Consider the following 20,437-nt stretch of genomic DNA (forward strand, 5'->3'; position numbering starts at 1 on the left):
TTTGCGACATCTTAATCTCCCTAATCAATCTATTCGCCGGGGTCGGGCATTTTTTGAGATAGTGAGTTCAGCAATGCAGGCACCGGATTAAACCCATACCTCTTGCAGAGATGTATTTCTTCCCACGCCTTAGCATATTCTCCTTTGTAAAAGTATGCCGCCGCCAAGTTATGGTGCGCTTCAGCATGGTCTGGCCTGATTCTTATGGCGCGTTTATATTCCTTTATTGCTTCGTCATACTTCTTTTGAAGCAACAAAACATTGCCCAAATTGTTTAGTGCCTCTGGGTATTCGGGCTTGTAGCGAATAGCCTCGCGATATGCCTTAATCGCTTCATCAAACCTGCCAAGTCGCTTTAGTGCCAACCCCATATTGTAATGCGCCTCAGCAAACGAAGGCTTTAGCTCAATAGCCTTTTTGTACTCTGCCAAAGCCTCGTCATACTTGCCTTGATCAGCAAGCATTTTTCCTATGCTAAGGTGGGCGCCGGCGTCGTCCTGCTTGATTCCCAAAGCCCTGGAATAGTTTTGCAGTGCCTCTTTTGCCTTGCCTTGGGCAGCGAGAACATTACCCATGTTATAGTAGGCCCTTGGGTCATTTGGGTTGAGTTTGAGCACCTCTTTGTATTCGCGGATGGCGTCGTCGTACATGCCTAATTGAGCATATGCATTCGCCAAGTTACCGTGCGCATCGCCATACATCGGTGAAATTTCAAGCGCCCGCTTGTAGTGCGGAATCGCCTCCTCCAGTCGCCCCTGCCATGCCAGGGCAATTCCCAAGTTATTGTGTGCCGTGTCGTTATTTTCCGTAACAGCAAGTGCGCGTTCGAACAAGGTTATGCTGTTCTTCCAATACCCTACTTGAAACCATGTGCCTATCATTAAAGCAACAATTGCGATGCATGCCGCAAATGGAAAAACGGTCGCCTCTACTTTCTGCCTTCCATCCTCTTTGCCATCGGAATTACTCTTTCTCCTAGTCAATTCGGGTATTCCCCAAGCAATGGCTATGAAGAGACCAATCAGTGGTATGTATGTATATCTGTCAGCCATCGCCTGCATGCCAACCTGGACAAGACCAATCACTGGTACCAAAGTGCCGAGATACCAAAGCCAACCCACCACCAGATATGGTCGCCTGCTCGCAAGCCGCCACACAAAATACGAAATGCTTGCAAGTACAATGAATCCCCACAGGACCTTCCACATCGCCAGGTCTCTACCAGGATGCGGATAAAAGCATGCTAAATCGTTTGGCCAGAGCGTTTTTCGAATATAGCTTGAATATGCAGCAAATGCATTAGCTATTCGAACCCCGAATGGGTAAAACTCAAAGGTTTGAACCGAACCCTGTTTCTTCTGAGCATAGAAGGTTATCACACACGACACAAGGGTCATCAGAAAAAGCGGTGTTTTCTCCCTCAAAAGGTTCATATTTTCACTAAACCTAACAAAACCCTTGCCTGATTTTCGCCCATTCGCTAAATTGCCTGCCTTATGCGTTCCATACACGCCGCCAGATACACAAAGCCCTAAATTACTAGAAAACGTCGTACGACCAAGGGGCCAGTAGTCCATTAGAAGGAGCACGAATGGAAGCGTTACGAGCATTGGCTTTGACATCAAACCAAGTGCAAACAAAATAACGACCGGCAAATAAGTTCCCAGACGCGGGGATGACGCATATCGGAAATATGCCAACATGGTAAGTAGCCAAAAGAAGGTGCTTAGAACATCCTTTCTCTCTGCAATCCATGCAACCGATTCGACATGCAATGGATGTATGGCAAATAGCGCTGCCACAAAGCCGCTTCTCCACACACATCCAGTCATTAACATGAGCACCGAAAAGAGAAGCACAACATTTGCTACATGAAATACCAAATTGGTCAAATGGTGGCCCATAGGATTAGGTCCATAAAGTTGGGCATCGAGCATATGGGATAACCATGTAAGCGGATGCCAGTTGCTCTCGTGAATTTTGGTAAAAGCCCACACAATGCTCGGCGCCGTTAGACCTGCTTGCACTGGTGGGTTATCCGTTACATACTTATCGTCGTCATAATTAGTAAAGTCATGTCGAAGAACAGGCCAATAGACCGCAACTGTAATAATGACAAGTAATAATCCCACTAAATATAGGGAGCGCATTCCAAACCACCTTCCACTTCTTGCAAATGCCTTTGATGATACAAGAATTAGACATGAAGGAGGGTCACTCCTTGCCTGCTTTGATTGCCAAAAATTTCCTAAATTCGTGGTCAGGCTTAAAACCATGCTTCTCTGCCAGGCAAAGCTCCTCCCAGGCACGTTTGTATTCTCCTGCTATGAAGAATGCAACTGCCAAGTTGAAGTGTGCCTCAGCATAACTGGGTCTAATTTCGACAGCCTTAGTTAGATATTTTATTGCACTTTGGTTGTCTCCTTTTTGGCCTAATACTGAACCGAGGTTCATCAGCGCCAATACATGGTCAGGCTTTATTGCTAATGCCTTTCTAAATTCCGCCTCTGCTTTTTCAAGCCTCCCTCGCGAACAAAAAGCAATCCCAAGATTGTAGTAGACATCGGCATCATCTGCGGTTCCCCTCAATGCTCTTGCGAACTCCGCCCCTGCAGAGTCCAAGTCTCCCTTCTCAGCCAAAGTAGTTGCTAAGTTCAAACGAGCATCGGGGTAATCCGGCCTAATCTCGAGAGCTCTTCGAAAATGAGCAACCGCTTCATCGATTCTGCCTTTTTCTTTGAGTGCCACCCCTAGGTTGTGATGTGCAAGCCAATTATGCGATGTCACTTTAATAGCATGGCTGAAGAGAGTCTGGCCATTCTGCCAATAACCAACCTGCACCCAGGTGGAAACCATTAGGACAGCGATGACCAATGGGGCTGCAATAGTGAATATCATGGACTCCGAAAACCGAGAAAAAGAAAATTTTTCTTCCCTGCTCATATATTCAGCCATGCTGGGCGCCAGCCATGCAATCATTATGAAGATGCCAATTAAAGGAATATAAGTGTATCTATCTGCCATTGCGTGGGAGCCGACCTGAACGAGCCCAATGACTGGGACAATGGTGATAAGATACCAAAACCACCCTACGGGAAGAAACGGCTTACGCTTACCTATCGCAAGCACCAAAAACGTTATTGCAACTATTAAGAGAGCTGCCCCGAGCACCTGCCACTCTGGAACTGAATCACCCGGATGCGGGTAGAATACTGCAAGCCTTCGTGGCCAGACGGTCTTTATAAGGTAGCCTACACACGCAACCAAAGAATTTGACAATCGGATTCCTAATGGAATGGCTTCCAAACTTGCCAGGGCCCTGCCGCCTTTTTGAGCGATAAGTGCCCCGACGCTCGCGCCAAATGCGAGTATTAAAAGAGGTATTTTCTCAGCTAAAAGACTCTTGACTGAAATCCTATTAATTAGCGAATGGCTTGACAGCGCAGTACGCCCAATAGGCCAGTAGTCCATGAGGAGGAGCACAAGCGGAAGAGTTACCAGCATCGGCTTGGCCATAAGACCCATTGCGAAAAACACAACAACAAGGATGTAGGTTCCAATCCTCGGAGAAGAGGCATACCTGACATATGCCCACAACGTCAACATCAAAAACAGTGTACAAAGCACGTCTTTCCGTTGAGCGACCCACGCCACCGATTCTACATGAAGTGGGTGCACGGCAAACAACGCCGCAACAAACCAGCTCTTCCATGCTGAGCTAGTCATCTTATTTAAGACGGCAAACAGCAACAAGGTGTTTGCGATATGAAGAAGCAGATTTGTTAGGTGATAAATAAACGGTTTTTCTCCAAACAAGGTGTGTTCCAGCATGTACGATAGCCAAACCAAAGGGTGCCAGAAACAAGCTTCCGTTGTTGTGAACGCCCAGGTTATCCCCTCAACCGTCAGCCCACGCTTGACATGGTCGTTCTGTGTAATATAGACATCTTCATCAAAACCAACAAAATCGAAGTTTAATACTCGCCAATATACTGCAATTATTATTAAGACTAGAAGAAATAAGCGCACATAGCTAGCCAAATTAGGTTTATCTACCATCTGGATTTACCTGCCTCTTCCGCAGCATCTCCAGGGCTTGCTTTGCTGCCCTCAAATTCGGATTAATGCTAACAGCCTTTGCGAACTCCACAGTGGCCTCATCAAATCGGCCCAAGCCAGCCAATATTGCTCCAAGGTTGTAGTGCACAAGGGCATTGGTTGGATTGAGGGATATAGCTTTTTGGTATTCACTAATGGCTTCATTAAAACGCCCCAATTTAGAGAGTGCATTACCCATATTGGTGTGTGCATCGGCATATTCAGGTTTGGCTCGAATAGCAGCGAAATAGTGGCAAATTGCCTCGGTATACCTACCCTCAGCCGCAAGAGCAACTCCCAAATTGTTGTGCATCAACCAATTATTATGCGTGACGGCGATTGCATGCCGATACAAAGAGATGCTATCTTGCCAGTAGCCAACTTGAACCCAGGTGGAGAACATTATAACACCGACTGATATTCCAGCCGCCAATGGCAGAACATTTGAAGTGAAATAGTAAGGCAATCTGCCCTTCAACCTTTCGCCTTGCTTACCTTTGATTCTCAAACACCCGACCACGTCCGGAACCCCCCAAGCGATCATAATAAATAGACCAATCAGTGGTATGTATGTATATCTGTCAGCCATCGCCTGCCCGCCAACCTGAACAAAACCAATGACAGGAATAAGGGTGCTAAGATACCAAAGCCAGCCTGTTATGAGGAATGGTTTGGTACGTCTCGTAAACACCGCGACCAAAGAAATTGCCAAGAGAACTAGCATCGCCAAAACAACCTGCCAAGTTGCAATTAAATTACCAGGATGAGGATAGAAAACCGCTAAGTTCCTTGGCCAGAACATCTTGCCTATATAGTTGACATATGAGAGAACGGCATTAGCTGTGCGGATTCCTAGAGAGTACTGTTCAAAAGAACCAACAGCACCACCCTTCTGCTGAGCAATGTATGTTATAACGCAAGACAAGATAGCTAAAATTAACAAAGGTACCTTCTCAAAAAACAGCCCCCTCATGGAAGCCGCTCTTTTAGTTGGCGATGAGCAAGAAGGAATGGACGAAGAAACACGGCAGAGGGGCCAATAATCCAAAAGAAGGAGCACAAAGGGAAGAGTCACCACCATTGGCTTTGACATTAGACCGAGGATAAAGAAAACAACAACTAAAGCATATTTGGTGAATATCGGATTTCTAACATATCCGATATATGCCAATATTGTGAGTAAAAAGAAAAACGTGCTTAGAACATCCTTTTTCTCTGCGACCCATGCTACTGACTCCACGTGAAGAGGATGCAAAGCAAACAACGCCGCAACGAAAGCACCCTTCCATTGTGAACTGGTTATCTTACTCAGCAACCCAAAAAGCAATAGGGAATTCACTATGTGAAACATCAAATTAACAAGGTGATGACCAGCAGGCTTTAGCCCAAAGAGCATGCAATCGAGCATGTGAAAAATCCAAGTAAGGGGATGCCAGTTGGCGGAATAGAATGATGTGAAAGCCCAATTAAGATTCTCTAAGCTTATCCCTGTCCTGACGTGCTCATTTAAAAGCACATATGGCTTATCATCGAAAACAAAATCGTGTCCCAGAACTCGACAGAAAACAGCCCCAGTTGCAAATGTCAGAATTAGACCAATGGCAATTGAAAGTCTGTTCGCATGCAGATGCATCACCCTCCGGAATCAGCAATTCGCTCATAAATGTAAATATCGTGTTGCTCAGGTAGTCCGCGGCCGTCCGCATCCCTATCCCAAAGATACAAAGTAAACTCCGGAGAGAGTATATCAATAATGCCAACTGTATGATAATTGTTCATAAGCTGATTTACAAACCAGCCGAATACTATATTGGCCGATCCCCTAGCAATACGCCATGAACTTTGCATATTAAAGAAAATTAAATACTTTTGCTTTGTTCTACCAAGAAGCCGAATCATGTCACGCTACACATCTCTACAGCATATTTTTGGACTCCCATGAGCGGGTATGTGTAAATATAAGGCACGGCTGAACGACGATGTGCATAGAAGGGTATCTGTGGTTCAGATCCAAATACTACAATTCTGTCCCTTTCAGTAGTATGCCTCCGGATATACTTGGCTATCTCTATTGATTCTGGAAACGGGCTGTGCCCGTAAACAGCTCTGCAAAGCATACGACCGTCTGTTTTAAACAAAAGATCCTCCTGCGTGTAAAGACCATAGTTTGATGCGAATATAAAAATAATGACGGGTATAAAACCGAGCGATGGGACTTTCGATTCTCTCAATACACGATTTATTGAGACGACGCTTCTAGCAACGAATAACGAGGCTGCGGGTAGCAAAAGTATGAAGTAATGCTGGCGAAAGTAGAGACCTGGACAACCAGCTAGGAATGAAAATACCAGCAAACCCACAAGAAACGCCGCATGCTCACGGGATTTCCTATCCCAAATAAACGCCGTCAGCCCAAATGCCGACAGAAACCATAGAGGCAAAACTGGTACCCCTATAACTTCGGCCGTTAGATTGAAATTCTCGATTCCGAAAGGAAGTGTGGTCAAGCTTGTATATTCGCTTGCATACTTAACCGTCCAGAACCAAAACTTTTCAAAAACCCCCACCGCCAAGAGTATAGCGCACGTAACAACGTAGGGAACTGCAACCCCAACCGCCAGTAACCCTTCTGCATTAAGTAGCCTTGGCAACACAACTGAACGATTACTTAATCGAAGGTAGAAAGTATAAAGAATAGCAAAGATTGCAAAAAACATCCCATGCTGCTTAACAATAATCGCAAAACCAAAAAGCAAGCCGCTTAAGAAGAACATCGATGGCCGCCCTTTTGTGTAGGCTTTCAACAAAAGAAGCAAACCACCAACTGCAGGCAGTATGACAAAATGCTCAGAGTTGGCCCACAAACTTTGTATCCACGGGCTTATGGAGAACATAGCAAAGCTAATCCCTGAAATGACCCCAGCACACTCGCCCATCAAACGCTTGCCAACAAAGTAAATAAGAATAATAGTAGCAACATTTACGCCCAGAAGACCAAGGTGAATCCCAGCTATCGTCTGGCCAAAGAGTAGCATGATTAGCGCGTAGACAACATAGATTCCAGGCAACTTCATACTGTATGCCAGAAGGTAGGGCAGTACTCCATCAAGCATGAGTTGTGCCATATAGGCATATTCGCCTTCGTCCCTCTCCAATGGAACACCTAGAAATCGGATTCGGACTATAATGATAAGCGCTATTGTAAGGAGAAGCGCTCCGCGAAGAACCCAAATGTAATGCCACTTAAGCTTTTCTCGCAAGTTTTTCAAACGCATGTTTTCTAATTATGCTTCGAAAAATTGCACTTTCTGCACTATTGCGACTGAGGGGAATTAAAATTCAAAAAAAGCATTTATATTTGTTGCGTGGCAAGTCTAACACGAGGTTTGACGCGGTGTCAACACGGGCTAGAATTAATCTGCTCACTTTGGTTGACCCTCATCATAGCCTATGCTATACTTTTTCAAGAATTTTTAAAGATACTTTGGCGGCAAACAAGAATCAAAATGAATGTTGGGTTAATAATATTGCCCTGGCGATTTTTTAGCGTAGATTACATCTGGCCCGTTGTGGATGTAATTGTAGTCGCCTTTGTCATTTACAAGCTAATGATGCTTGTAAAAGGCACGCGCGCATGGCAGATAATGTGGGGATTAGGAATATTCTTCCTCTTAGTTTTTATAAGCGACTACCTCCACCTCCGAGCACTCAACTGGATACTTAGAGTATTTGTCCCCTTGGGCCCGGTTGCGCTTGTAATCCTCTTTTTTCCAGAGCTTCGCCATGCCCTTGAGGAAATTGGCCGGCTAAAATTTCTAGGCCACGGTTTCCATGCTCTAGGGCGAGAAGACATCATGGACTTCGTTGATCAACTTAGCAAGGCTATTGCCGAGATGTCAAGGACCAAAACAGGCGCACTTATTGTAATAGAACGTGACGTTGGCCTTGACAACATTATTGCAACTGGCAACAAGCTTGATTCGGCTGTTTCCGCTGAGCTTCTGAAGACAATATTTCATCCCGGCAGTCCGCTCCACGATGGGGCGGTTATAATCCGAGGCAACCGAATCGTTGCTGCGAGCTGTACGCTTCCTCTTAGCGACAATCCAAGGTTTGGTACGATGATTCATACCAGACACAAAGCAGCTCTAGGGGTCGCTGAGGAGAGCGACGCAATCGTATTGGTTGTTTCGGAAGAGACGGGAACAATTTCTTATGCAGCAGAAGGAGAGCTTCTCCGCGGGTTGAGCCCTGAACAGGTCCGCGCAAAGCTTATTGAAGCGTTCCAACTTACCCCAGAAGACGAGAGGAGGTTCAGGCTCGGGCGAACGGTCTCAAACGCATTCTTAAAAGTGCGCATTGGGAGCACGCCAGGCGAGCGGAGAAACCCATGATTAGGCACAACTTCCCATACAAACTACTTGCCTTGGGTATAGCGCTCGTCATATGGTTCTATGCCAACAAGGGATACAACCCAAACGTCTCCAAAGAACTATCCGGCATTCCGCTGGCAGTCCGCAAGGTCGAACCAGGCCTAATTGTTACCAGCAAACCTGCTACAATCAAGGTCATCCTCGAAGGTCCTCGCGAGCATGTCGACGCAATAGCTGCAGACCCAGAGGAAATACAAGTGCACGTCAGCGCCCGAGGGAAGGGAGAAGGCAAGCATAAGTTACCAGTAATTGTTACTCCCCCCCAAGGCTATGCTGGGCTAGTGCGGGGCACAGCCGTTCCCAGCGAAGTCTTCATCACCCTCGTCCGTGAGGCTCGACGGGTTATGAAAGCGGAGGTTGATTTTGCCGGCAGTCCCCCCGTAGGCTTTCGTTTTGGCGCTCCCTCATTTACGCCTGCTAAGGTAGTTGTTCGGGGAATGCCCGAGCTCGTAAACCGCATAAGCCGCCTAACCGCAACTGTGCAACCAGGAGAACTAAGAGAGGGAATCATAGAGGGAGACTATCTATTAATTGCGCGGGACAGCAACGACCGCGAGATTCGCGGAATTGATATATCGCCAAGCAAAGTTCACCTTCGACTTAGTTTAGAGAAAGTCCCTGCTAGTCGCATGGTATTTGTATGCCCCACAATTGTTGGACGCCCCCCTTTCCCTTACAAAGTAAGCAACATTGACGTCCAACCGCAGACAGTAGCACTGAATGGCCGGCCGGAGCATTTGATGCGTATAAGCACGGTGGGAACTGAGACGCTAAACCTCTCAAATCGTACTCGGTCTTTTACTCAGCGTCTCAAGATAGTGCCTCCCCCAGGAACTTCCATCTCGAATGGAAGCAGAGTTCAAGTTAGCGTCCAAATTGCCTTAATTCAGCCTGAGGCGCCAAGCTCTCCGCCCAAACCCAATAACGAACCGCAGTGACCAAGCATATAGCAAGCAGAACTCAAGGAATTATGCTGCCTTATCCTGCGATTCCTCCTCAAAACCTTCTGTGGAGAGTTCGTTCAGAAACGCCTCAACAACCTTGGGATCAAACTGGGTGCCACTGTTATTCTTCAACACCTCAATTGCTTTGCTTATGGAAAACCCTTTCCTGTATGGCCGGTTCGAAGTTAAGGCATCGAAAGCATCTGCGACAGCGATTATGCGCGCAAAAAGGGGTATTTCTTCCTGAGCAAGCCCTGAAGGATATCCTGTTCCATCATAACGTTCATGGTGATATAGAATTCCCGGCAGTATCAAATCAAGATTTTGCGAGCCGCGGATGATAGAACCGCCTAACTGCGGATGTGCCCTGACAAGTTTAAGCTCATCTTCCGTAAGACTTGCCGGTTTTTCAAGCACACAGTCCGGCACGCCAATTTTCCCGATATCGTGAAGTCGGGCAGCCATATGTAGTAGCTCCAACTGCTCATTATCTAGCCCAAAATGCTTGCCAATCAGCAAAGCATACCTGCTGACATTTTCCGAGTGGTTTCGCGTATATGGGTCTCGGGCATCTATGGCTGCAGCCAAGACCTTAATCGCACTTCCTGTCGGGTCTTGCAAGAACATAGAGACATGAGAAGGATCACTTGCACGCATCCCACTGCCGGCTTTGTAAGCACATATTCGGTCACGCCCAAGTCGCTTTGCCTGATAAAGCGCCGAATCCGCCGCCATTATCAAACCCATTTTCTCCTGGCTGTGGTGCGGGTATACAGCTATCCCTATGCTTACCGTCAAGCTTATTGCTTGGTTCTCGGCATCCCCTATCAATTCTTTGGTAAGCTTAAACGCGTGTGCGGATACAGCTTTTCTAATCCTCTCGGCAGTTTTCAAAGCACCGAGCAATCCTTCCCCAGGTAGTATAATGGCAAACTCCTCACCACCATATCTAGCTGCAATGTCCTTTTCATGTAGATTTCGCTTAATTAAGCCAGCTATCTGGCGGAGGATATCATCACCAGCCATATGTCCCAGCGAATCATTAATCAACTTGAACCTGTCAATATCAAGCATCAGCAGAGCAAGTTCGTCCGATTGCTGCTTGGCATGGTCAATCTCTTCTTGCAACCTTGCTTGAAAGTAACCATGGTTGTAAAGCCCAGTTAGATAGTCCAAATTAATTTGTGAAAGCATTTCTTCCTTATGTTCGAGCAATCGCAGAATTTCATTGAAAGCACTAGCAACCTGACCTATTTCATCGCACCTATGGTCATCCGTAAACCTTGCCAACCCTCCTTTGACCACAGCATGCAAACGACTGACAAACTGCGTGATTGGACGAAAGATAATCGCTGAGAATATTGAGGCCAGCATGATGGAAAATATAACGGATGTTAACAAAAAAATGCACCCATACGCCTCATTTGGGCCAGCTCACTTTCAAGCTGGCTGGCAGACATTTCTACTCCCACGACGCCCACCAGCTGGCCCGAGCCGTCCAGTATTGGCGCATATCCGGATATCCAATTACCCCAGGGGGCATGCTTGACCTTCGCAACGGATGACGGGCGCAAAAGCGCTTCCCTCAGTTCTGGTAGTTGCGATGCGTCAAAGTTGTCGCCGATGTGGCGAACAAGCTTTGGGTCTTGCTCCGTGCCCACGAGAAATTTCCATATCTCGAGATTCTTGCTCGGATGCAGTATATAGATACGTCTTACCTCGGGATTTGCAGCTCTAAAGCGGACTAATAGTTTCTTTGTTTGCCTGTATGCTTGTGTATCTTCGTCTCCGCGCTCACGAAGAAGCTCAAGCTCTTCTGCGTTAATTTGTAGGGCAATGCTGCTCGCAAAAAATGCAGGCCTTTCGCATATCTCATCGAAGAGTGTTTGGCGAGCATAGTAGTAAAATGCACAAATACCGCTTGTGCCCACCAATATTACCAGACAGGCAACAAGAGCGCACAGCTTCCAACGCCAAGATGATTGGCCTGACGCTTTTGCTTTTTGAATACCAATTTTCCGCATAACTTACTATTAATAATTGGCAATAATAAGCTTGCTCTTGAGTTTTAATTTGTGGGGATTTTTGCGAAGGCATACTCTACTTAAACTCTAAGATTTCAGCCTTTAGGCTACCCATTGTCTTTACAGTATCGAACATTGCGCCGGTATCGCCTTCTGCTAGCTTGATGTGCGTTGCGTCCACAAAGTCAGATGGAAGCGTCGGGTCAATTGGTATCCACTCGCCTACGTAACTCTCCGCCCAAGCATGGTAGAAAAACCCACCCTTCCAATGCACTAGACCAGCCACGAGTTTGGTAGGAATTCCAACGGCTCGTGCGAGAGCCGCATAAAGTATGGCGTAATCACGGCAAACACCGGTTTTCGTATGAAGCACATCCAGAGATGACCTGACAATTCCGATATTCCCTTTCGATTGCATGTTAGCATGAACCCATGACCTTAAGCGAGCAGCAGCAAGATAGGCATTCTTTTCGTTGCCTATGATATCTTTAGCCGTCTGCCGGATTTCAGAGTTTGTGGGTTGGACATAGGGGCTGTCACCAAGATACTTCTCCAGATTCGGATTCTGAATAGGCAAGTTAGGTGCATTCGCTGGAACGAAGTCGGAAGAAGCGATCTCATACTCAGCCGACGGCTTTTCGCCAGAGGCATAAGTCACCTTCTGACGCTTATCGCTAATTGCCAGCGATTTGTCGGACAGCCCAATCAACCTTACCTTCATATATCTTACCTGCCGCGGATTTGGGATATCGGTTGTGGTTGGCGCCGACGTCATAACTGCAAGATCTGCGGGAGGTGTGTAGGCTCCTCCAATATTTTGCGCAACCTCTTGGGGTTCGCGGAGCATCACCATCCCCATTAGGGCGGTTACTTTCAGAACCTCGCCATTTTCATCTTGCCAACATGTCATTTCGCCCAAGGGTGTTAGGTTTTTTACGACAAAGGCATCATGGACCTTATCACCCAGCTTAAGCTCCTCTTTTCGCAATACTTCAATCTGAAGATCGTCGAGCATTAAGCTGATGGGATTGAAACACTTAACTGTCATTTTGTCGCCAATTTTTAGCTTCATCATGGCCGGGAAGAACGTGGAATCTCCAACTAGTTGACTTCCTTTCGGAATTGGAATCGTTTTTGTGCTCTTTTCGCCTTCTGATAAAAGCTCAGCCAAAACTTCCTTTTCGCTAAACTTTGCAGTAACCTTGGTAGTATGGCCGCCTGACGACATGTCAAATAATTGATAAATTGGCGCAAACTCTTTATTAAGGTAGATGGTAGTCTCCATAATGATTTCTACTGGCTCGCCCAGAGAAAGGAGGCGTGTAAAGCTTGTGCTTTCTAGCTTATAGCCCTCCTTACCCTGAAACTTTGCCTTGTCAATCGCAAACCTTGCATAACCAATCTTAGTATCGCCAAGATAGATTCCCATCCATGTTTCGCTCGGTATCTGTTGGCCATTAGCCGGTGCATGCGAGATAATTGCCGCCGACACCATTACTGTAGCCGCTTTTATGATTACTTTTGCCATGCTAAACCTACTAAACACTTTTGTCACACTCCATGAAAATTTCCGCTCCACATATTTGTAAGAGGAAATTTTATCCGCCACGCGCTACTTTCAGCCTGGTCAGCGCTCTTTTAAGTGCCGCCTCGGCACGGGCATAGTCAACTCCACGTGCGCGCTCCTTGAGGCGCTCCTCAGCACGCCGTTTGGCAGCTTCCGCGCGGGCAACGTCAATCTCTTCTGCACGCTCTGCCGAATCAGCTAAGATTCGGACGATATTTTTGCGGACTTCTATAAAACCCCCAGAGACCGCAAGGCGCATCACATTACCATCTTGTTGGTGAACCACCGCCTCGCCAATATCAAGCTCAGCAACCAGCGGGGCATGGTCTGCCAGAATTCCAAGGGAGCCTTCGATGCCCGGAACGACCAAGGAAACTGCGTCCACCTGCAGAACTACTCGCTCAGGGGTTGCTATTTCAAGTTTAAACGTTTTTTGCGGCATAATCGCACCAAGTATAATTGATGAGATACTAATGTATTTTAGCGACTATCTACCACCAGGCAAGGGTGAGCGAAAATATCTCTTAAGCTGCTTCCTTTATTTGCTTAGCTTTTTCCACCGCCTCATCTATGCCGCCGACCATATAAAATGCCTGCTCTGGGAGATCATCGTGCTTGCCTTCGATGATCTCCTTGAATCCTCTTATGGTTTCGCTGAGTGTTACATAGCGACCCGGCTGTCCTGTAAACTGCTCTGCAACAAAGTTTGGTTGTGATAGGAAAAGTTGGATTCGCCGCGCTCGATGGACCACTAACTTATCTTCCTCTGAGAGTTCCTCGATGCCAAGAATGGCAATGATGTCCTGCAGTTCTCTATATCTTTGGAGTGTTGCCTGAACGCTTCGAGCAACTGAGTAGTGTTCTTCGCCAACAATTCTAGGGTCAAGGATACGAGATGTCGAAACCAATGGGTCAACAGCGGGATAAATTCCCATTTCCACTATTCGACGTTCAAGGTAGGTTGTCGCATCCAGATGCGCAAATGTAGTTGCTGGTGCAGGGTCGGTGGGGTCATCTGCGGGCACATAGATAGCTTGAATCGAAGTGATGGATCCTCTCTTAGTTGAAGTAATTCGTTCTTCAAGCGCCCCAAGCTCAGTTGCAAGAGTCGGTTGGTAGCCAACAGCAGAAGGCATCCGCCCAAGAAGAGCTGAGACTTCCGAACCAGCCTGAACAAATCGGAAGATGTTATCAATAAAGAGCAAAACATCCTGTCTCAGCTCATCCCGAAAGTATTCAGCCATGCTAAGCGCCGAAAGCCCAACCCTGAGTCGGGCACCTGGCGGCTCGTTCATTTGCCCGAATACCATGGTCGTTTTCTCGATAACGCCTGACTCCTTCATTTCAAGCCATAGGTCGTTTCCCTCACGAGTACGCTCTCCAATTCCTGCAAACACTGAATAGCCGCCATGCTCAGTGGCAATATTCCTAATAAGCTCCATGATAAGAACAGTTTTGCCTACGCCTGCGCCACCGAACAGACCCACTTTTCCTCCTTTGGCATATGGGCAAAGAAGATCAATAACCTTTAGACCGGTTTCGAACTGCTCGGTAACAGTGCTTTGTTCCTCTAGCGAAGGAGCAGGACGGTGAATTGGATACCGTTTTTCAGTCTTCACAGGACCGGCGTTATCTATCGGCTCACCCAGGAGGTTGAATACTCGCCCAAGCGTCTCCTTCCCCACCGGAACTGTTATTGGACCGCCTGTGTCAATTGCTTTCATGCCGCGAACAAGCCCGTCAGTGCTTGCCATGGCTATGCATCTGACAACCTCGTTCCCGAGCATCTGTGCAGCTTCGACAGTCAAATTAATATTTCTGCTCTCGTCAACTATCTTGATTGCATTTAGAATTTCTGGAAGCTGGCCAATTGGAAATCTTATATCAACTACCGGCCCAATTACTTCGATAACTTGTCCTTCTGCCATGTCCTGAGCTCTCCATCCTAAGGGGCAAGTTTTATGTTCTCTTACGTAGAAATATGTCTCCTGCCTATTTTACTGCCTCCGCGCTACTAACAATCTCAGTAAGCTCTTTGGTGATTGCAGCTTGCCGAGCACGGTTATATTGCACGGTCAAATCGCTTATCATATCCTCGGCATTGTCCGTTGCCAAGGTCATAGCCGTCATTCTCGCCGCATGCTCGCTCGCCAGCGACTCAAGCATTGCCTGATAGATTTGATTATTTACATAGCGGGGCAGCAGACTAGCGAAAAGCGCTCCTGGGAGCGGCTCAAATATGTATTCTATCTGCTCTTGCCGCTCATCGCTAGACTGCGGCCGCACAGGCAACAACTGCAATTCAGTCACTTGCTGTTTTATAGCGCTGAAAAACCTGGTGTGCACAATGTACACAACGTCAACCTGCTTTGTTTCAAACAAGCTCATTATCTCTCGGCCAATCTGCCGGGCCTCGGCGAAAGTAATCTCAGATGTTGGCATTGGTAAGAAGGACGCGATGTCATAGCCACGCTTGACATAGTAGACATTTGCCCGGCGGCCAACTATGACAAGCTTGACATGCTCTTTGCCATATGGCTTTATCAGGGTGTCAACCTTGCGGATGACATTCGTGCTATATCCGCCTGCCATACCTCTGTCTGAGGTTATCACCAACACCCCTATATTCACCGGCTCGCGAACCTCTAAAAGAGGATGACTAATCTGCGCTCCAACTGCTGAAAGGTCCATAATTAGACTGTGCATTTCTCGAGCATAAGGGCGCCCCTCTGCAACTTTCGATTGGACGCGCTGCAAACGAGCTGCAGAAACAAGCTTCAATGCTTTGGTTATTTGCTGTACATTTCGAATCGTCTTGATTCGCCGTCGGATTTCGCGAATTCCTGCCATTCTATTTGCTTATCTCCGCCTTGAACTCGGCTTTGAATTCTTCAATTGCCTTCTTTAGTAGGTCCTCGGTAGCTTTGCTGAGCTCACCAGTTTTAGCGATTTGCCTACCGACATCAGGATACCTACCATTCATGAAAATATGGAACTCTTTCTCAAACTGCTTGACGGCCTCCAGAGGAACATCGTCCAGGTAACCATTATTTGCAACATAAATAATCATTACCTGGTGTTCGACTGGCATTGGCTCATATTGGGGTTGCTTGAGGATTTCTGTGAGCCGCGCGCCGCGGGCAAGTTGTTCTTGCGTAGCCTTGTCGAGGTCTGTAGCAAATTGTGCAAATGCTTGCACTTCACGATATCTCGCAAGATCTAATCTCAATCGGCCCGCCACCTGCTTCATAGCCTTAATCTGGGCGTTTCCGCCAACCCTAGAAACAGACACACCAACGTTGATGGCCGGCCTAACGCCCGCATAGAAGAGGTCAGCTTCAAGGAATATCTGGCCGTCGGTGATGGATATTACGTTAGTCGGAATGTATGCCGATATGTCACCCGCTTGCGTTTCAATTACAGGAATTGCTGTCAGCGAGCCACCACCAAGCTCATCGTTAAGCTTCGCGGCACGCTCCAGGAGTCTTGCATGTAGGTAAAATACATCCCCTGGATAAGCCTCACGGCCCGGTGGGCGTCTTAGAAGAAGAGAGATTTGCCTATATGCCTGGGCGTGCTTTGAAAGGTCATCATAAAATACGACGGCATGCCTTCCTGTGTCGCGAAACTCCTCGCCCATTGCGCATCCGGCATATGGTGCAAGATACTGAAGCGGCGCTGGGTCGCTTGCAGTTGCGCTTACAACTGTGGTGTACTCCATCGCGCCGAAATCCTCAAGAGTTTTCACAACTTGAGCGACAGTTGAAAGCTTCTGTCCGATTGCAACGTAGATACAGTAGATGTCCTTATCCTTTTGATTGATGATTGTATCAACTATGATTGCCGTCTTCCCAGTCTGCCGGTCGCCGATTATTAGCTCTCTTTGCCCTCTTCCAATAGGAACCATGCTATCAATAGCCTTCAAACCAGTTTGGAGAGGTTCCTTTACTGGTCGGCGGTCAACAACACCAGGTGCCCGAGCTTCCACATGGCGGAACTTATCGGTCACAATTGGCCCCTTGTCATCAAGCGGCTGGCCTAGCGCATTCACAACGCGCCCCTTCAGCGCATCGCCCACAGGAACCTGAACGATTTTGCCAGTTCGCTTGGCCACGTCACCTTCTTTTATTTCGATATCCGAGCCCAAAATGATACAGCCAACATTGTCTTCCTCGAGATTAAAAATCATCCCAAAGACGCCATTTTGGAACTCGATTAACTCGCCTGCCATGGCGTCGCTTAAACCATAAAGGCGAGCAATTCCATCGCCAACCTGAAGAACGGTGCCAACGCCGACCTCTTTCAGCTCTTTGCTATAAGCTCCCAGCTCCTTTTCAAGGATAGAAGTTACCTCTTCAGGTCTTATTGTTATGTCCATCTAACACTCCCGTTTCGTTTATCTACCTAGCATTTGATTTCTCAGCGACTCTAGGTAGCCTTTGACACTGCCATCAATTACTGTGTCGCCAATTCGTAGAACCAACCCACCAATTAGTGTTGGGTCTTCGTGAAGCTCTAGCTCAACCTGCTTACCCGTAAACACCTCCAGCTTCGCTCGAAGCGCCGACTTCTCATCCGAAGTAAGCGGCAATGCACTCGTCACCTGAACTAGGACGATGCCACGGTAGTCGTTGGCAAGCTTTACATACTCCTTCTCAACCTCGGTTAATATGCGTTCTCGACGTTTTTCGATTACAAGGCCAAGAAAATTAAGCGTGAGTTCCTGAACCCTCCCACTAAATATATCCCTCACTATTTCTTTCTTGTGCTCAATCGGGATAAGCGGTTGCTCTAGGACCTCCGTCAGTTGAGACACACTCTCCAGCGAGTAAGTAACCAATCCAAGATCGCTTTCCACTAAGTCTATACTATCAGAGGCCTTTGCCGCTTCAAACAAAGCAGCCGCATATCGTTTTGCAAGAACCGTCAGCTTCATTTTTTGGCTTCCAGCTTTTCAATGAAATCACTCACAAGCTTTCTATGGCGTTCCTCATCCAGGGCTTCTCCAATAACTTTGCCGGCTGCAGTAAGAGATATGTTTACCACTTCTTCTCTGAGTTGGGCGAGTATTTTCTCGCGCTCCCGAGCAAGGTCCTCTTGCCCTCGCTGAAGGATGCTTTCCGCACGACTTCGCGCTTCAGCTAGGATTTCCTCTTTAGCGGCGTTTGCCTCTCTTACAGCTGCCTGCACTCGCGATCGTGCCTCCGCTTCTATGCCAGCCATGCGCTGTTCGAACTCGGCCCGCAGCTGTTCAGCCTTTGCCCGCTCTTCATTAGCATTATCAATTGCCAGCTTAATCTGCCTTTGGCGCTCATCAAGAAAAGCAAGAACAGGACGAAACAGGTAACGAGCTAGTACTATCCACAAGAGGATAAAACCCGTTACTTGAGCCGCCATGACTTTTGGGTCAATGCCAAGCTCTTTAAGGGCTTCCATTTGCCTCTTCCCCCATACTAGCCTATTAGTGGATTAGCTTCAGTATCTCCTCGGTCGCAGGGAGTCTGGTGAAGAGTAGCAGGAGCACAATCACCAGCACATAGATTACCAGAGACTCAATAATTGCAAGACCGATAATCATTGCAAGCTGAATCTTTCCGGCTGCCTCAGGCTGACGGGCAATTCCCTCAAGCGCCGAACTTGCTGCCCTACCTTGAGCCATTGCTGCAGAAAGGACGGCGATAGGCAGTCCCAGCCCGATCGCTAGAACCATTGCCACGAAGTAACTCACTAAACACTCCTCCTTTGCGTAAAACGAGTTTTTGTACCAAAAGGCGTTTTAATGCTCTTCACTTCCAGCAATTGCCATCGCAATATACGTGGCAGAAAGCATTGTAAACACAAGTGCCTGGATAAAAGATGTAAAAATAGCAAATAACATTATGGGAAATTGGGTAGGCAAAGCTATAATGTATGGTATCACCACAAACGTCAGGCTGGCAAGTACGGCAAGCACGGTTTCCTCGCCAAAGATGTTTCCATAAAGACGAATAGAGAGTGATAAAGGCCTAGCCAGCATGCCTATTAATTCTATTGGGAATATAAGAATCCATAGCCAAGGGGGACCGTGTAGCATTTGCTTCAAATAATTGACAAACCCAAGCTTGCGTATTCCTGCTACATTGAACATTACAAACACAATCAAAGCTAGCGAAACTGTTGTGCTTAAATTGCTAGTAGGCGACCTGAGTGGCGGAATTAACCCTAGCAAGTTCATGACCAATATGTATATGAATAATGTGCCGATAAATGGGGTATATTCCCTACCCTCGGGGCCAATTACCCCCCGGGTAAAATCATCAAGCGAAGCAACGATAAACTCCACAAAGTTCTGCCGATGTGAGGTCGGAACCAGCTCAAGTTTGCGAGTAAGCAAAATTGCCAAGATGCAAAGTACGACAATCACTAGAACCGACATTCCAAAATACAACCATGGGCTTACTTCATACTCCACTTTTGGAAACCTCGCAATTAAACATTGCTAATGTCTCAGGATTGCTTGCTCTTATTTTGTTCAGCAATTAGTATGCCAGCAAGCTTAGCGTAAAGCGCAAAATGCACGAGGACAATTCCCCCGAAGAATGCAGCTGCGTTGAACTTACTCCATCTTACCAAAGCAATCAGAATAATAAAAGCGACCGGATATTTAATAAGAGAAAACTTGAGTAAGGCTCTTTTTCCCTTGGATTCTCCTGGCACAAATGCCTTTCTCACTATTTGATGAAAAGCAAACAGAATTGCTGTGCCCACAGCCATGCCAATCGTTATATTGACGGCAACCCAGGTGCTTCGGAATACCCAGCACCAAATCATGGCAATTATCCACGAAATTGCGACAGAACGATATGCTCTTCCAATGACGCCCTCATCCATCAGATGAGTTGTTTTCCCCCTCTTGGATTGCCTGCAACAACATCCTAAACATCTCCACAAATCCGGCCACAATTCCAAGCACCGTAAACACCAGCATCAACCATGGTTCGGTGCCAAATTTCTGGTCAAGCCAACGACCGAACAACAACCCAATAACTGTTGAGATTACCAGCACAAGGCCAGCGCTCAACGCAAGGCCTGCACCTCTCATCCATCTATATCTATTATATGTATATGGCATGACGCGTTCCGCACAGTTATGCCCACTCATCAGCTTGTAGGTTGGCAGGCATCCCTGATATTATACCAAACTTCTCAAAACACGCTACCCGCATTTCTAAGAGTCATATACAAACCAGCCGCCAAAATGCCCAATTTCGCCTTGGGCATTTTCTATTCATTATTGGCAAATGTCCCTTTTATTTTTTAAAAAGGTTCCCATTGTGCGTTATTAGCAAAAGGTCGAAGTTGACAGTCCGCAAAGGGGGTGGTATACTGACA

Annotated in this window: 20 protein-coding genes; 2 read left to right on the top strand and 18 right to left on the bottom strand. The window is 47.0% G+C overall.

All coding sequences use genetic code 11. The features are described from left to right. Nucleotides 1-29: 29 nt before the first annotated feature. From K6T99_07600 to K6T99_07620, 5 genes are all read right to left on the bottom strand, one after another. Entirely contained in the window at nt 30-2,150 is a 2,121-nt protein-coding gene (locus tag K6T99_07600) for a tetratricopeptide repeat protein (protein MCL6519685.1), read from the bottom strand. A 64-nt stretch (nt 2,151-2,214) separates the two neighbouring features. Then, entirely contained in the window at nt 2,215-4,059 is a 1,845-nt protein-coding gene (locus K6T99_07605; GenBank protein MCL6519686.1) for a tetratricopeptide repeat protein, read from the bottom strand. Next, the gene (locus tag K6T99_07610; protein ID MCL6519687.1) at nt 4,049-5,734 is read right to left on the bottom strand and encodes a tetratricopeptide repeat protein; all 1,686 of its coding nucleotides are present in this window, start codon (nt 5,732-5,734) and stop codon (nt 4,049-4,051) included. The genes K6T99_07605 and K6T99_07610 overlap by 11 nt, the downstream gene beginning before the upstream one ends. Further along, nucleotides 5,731-5,997, bottom strand: a complete 267-nt coding sequence (locus K6T99_07615; protein MCL6519688.1) for a hypothetical protein — start codon at nt 5,995-5,997, stop codon at nt 5,731-5,733. Before K6T99_07615 ends, K6T99_07610 begins: the two co-directional genes overlap by 4 nt. After that, the gene (locus tag K6T99_07620) at nt 5,994-7,367 is read right to left on the bottom strand and encodes a glycosyltransferase family 39 protein (GenBank protein MCL6519689.1); all 1,374 of its coding nucleotides are present in this window, start codon (nt 7,365-7,367) and stop codon (nt 5,994-5,996) included. The genes K6T99_07615 and K6T99_07620 overlap by 4 nt, the downstream gene beginning before the upstream one ends. Nucleotides 7,368-7,604: 237 nt before the next feature. Between K6T99_07620 and cdaA the strand changes: the two genes are divergently transcribed. Both cdaA and K6T99_07630 read left to right on the top strand, forming a co-directional pair. After that, complete coding sequence (gene cdaA / locus K6T99_07625; protein ID MCL6519690.1) at nt 7,605-8,492, top strand: diadenylate cyclase CdaA; 888 nt, start codon at nt 7,605-7,607, stop codon at nt 8,490-8,492. Next, the gene (locus K6T99_07630; GenBank protein ID MCL6519691.1) at nt 8,489-9,469 is read left to right on the top strand and encodes a hypothetical protein; all 981 of its coding nucleotides are present in this window, start codon (nt 8,489-8,491) and stop codon (nt 9,467-9,469) included. Before cdaA ends, K6T99_07630 begins: the two co-directional genes overlap by 4 nt. Nucleotides 9,470-9,499: 30 nt before the next feature. Here the strand turns inward: K6T99_07630 and K6T99_07635 are convergent, their stop codons facing one another. The 13 genes from K6T99_07635 to K6T99_07695 all read right to left on the bottom strand — a co-directional run bounded on the left by K6T99_07635 (nt 9,500) and on the right by K6T99_07695 (nt 20,177). Further along, complete coding sequence (locus K6T99_07635; protein MCL6519692.1) at nt 9,500-10,876, bottom strand: diguanylate cyclase; 1,377 nt, start codon at nt 10,874-10,876, stop codon at nt 9,500-9,502. Next, complete coding sequence (locus K6T99_07640) at nt 10,870-11,499, bottom strand: PDC sensor domain-containing protein (GenBank protein ID MCL6519693.1); 630 nt, start codon at nt 11,497-11,499, stop codon at nt 10,870-10,872. The genes K6T99_07635 and K6T99_07640 overlap by 7 nt, the downstream gene beginning before the upstream one ends. Before the next feature lie 76 nt (nt 11,500-11,575). Further along, nucleotides 11,576-13,027 (bottom strand): transglutaminase-like domain-containing protein, encoded by a 1,452-nt coding sequence (locus tag K6T99_07645; protein MCL6519694.1) that lies wholly within the window; start codon nt 13,025-13,027, stop codon nt 11,576-11,578. Nucleotides 13,028-13,097: 70 nt separating this feature from the next. Continuing rightward, nucleotides 13,098-13,508 (bottom strand): F0F1 ATP synthase subunit epsilon, encoded by a 411-nt coding sequence (locus tag K6T99_07650; GenBank protein MCL6519695.1) that lies wholly within the window; start codon nt 13,506-13,508, stop codon nt 13,098-13,100. Between the two features lie 82 nt (nt 13,509-13,590). Beyond that, entirely contained in the window at nt 13,591-14,994 is a 1,404-nt protein-coding gene (atpD, locus tag K6T99_07655) for a F0F1 ATP synthase subunit beta (GenBank protein ID MCL6519696.1), read from the bottom strand. A gap of 64 nt (nt 14,995-15,058) precedes the next feature. After that, entirely contained in the window at nt 15,059-15,916 is an 858-nt protein-coding gene (atpG, locus tag K6T99_07660; protein MCL6519697.1) for an ATP synthase F1 subunit gamma, read from the bottom strand. A 1-nt stretch (nt 15,917) separates the two neighbouring features. After that, the gene (atpA, locus tag K6T99_07665) at nt 15,918-17,438 is read right to left on the bottom strand and encodes a F0F1 ATP synthase subunit alpha (protein ID MCL6519698.1); all 1,521 of its coding nucleotides are present in this window, start codon (nt 17,436-17,438) and stop codon (nt 15,918-15,920) included. A gap of 24 nt (nt 17,439-17,462) precedes the next feature. After that, nucleotides 17,463-18,002 carry a F0F1 ATP synthase subunit delta gene (locus K6T99_07670; protein ID MCL6519699.1) on the bottom strand — a complete coding sequence of 180 codons (540 nt, stop codon included), beginning with the start codon at nt 18,000-18,002 and terminating at the stop codon, nt 17,463-17,465. Next, nucleotides 17,999-18,502 carry a F0F1 ATP synthase subunit B gene (gene atpF / locus K6T99_07675; protein MCL6519700.1) on the bottom strand — a complete coding sequence of 168 codons (504 nt, stop codon included), beginning with the start codon at nt 18,500-18,502 and terminating at the stop codon, nt 17,999-18,001. Before atpF ends, K6T99_07670 begins: the two co-directional genes overlap by 4 nt. Before the next feature lie 25 nt (nt 18,503-18,527). Next, nucleotides 18,528-18,776 (bottom strand): ATP synthase F0 subunit C, encoded by a 249-nt coding sequence (gene atpE / locus K6T99_07680; protein ID MCL6519701.1) that lies wholly within the window; start codon nt 18,774-18,776, stop codon nt 18,528-18,530. Between the two features lie 66 nt (nt 18,777-18,842). After that, nucleotides 18,843-19,517, bottom strand: coding sequence for a F0F1 ATP synthase subunit A (atpB, locus tag K6T99_07685; protein ID MCL6519702.1), 675 nt, complete (start codon nt 19,515-19,517; stop codon nt 18,843-18,845). Nucleotides 19,518-19,552: 35 nt separating this feature from the next. Then, on the bottom strand, nt 19,553-19,936 hold the full coding sequence (locus tag K6T99_07690) for a hypothetical protein (GenBank protein MCL6519703.1): 384 nt from the start codon (nt 19,934-19,936) through the stop codon (nt 19,553-19,555). Beyond that, complete coding sequence (locus tag K6T99_07695; protein ID MCL6519704.1) at nt 19,929-20,177, bottom strand: AtpZ/AtpI family protein; 249 nt, start codon at nt 20,175-20,177, stop codon at nt 19,929-19,931. Before K6T99_07695 ends, K6T99_07690 begins: the two co-directional genes overlap by 8 nt. Nucleotides 20,178-20,437 lie beyond the last annotated feature (260 nt).

The sequence above is a fragment of the Armatimonadota bacterium genome (assembly GCA_023511795.1).
GTDB lineage: Bacteria > Armatimonadota > UBA5829 > DTJY01 > DTJY01 > JAIMAU01.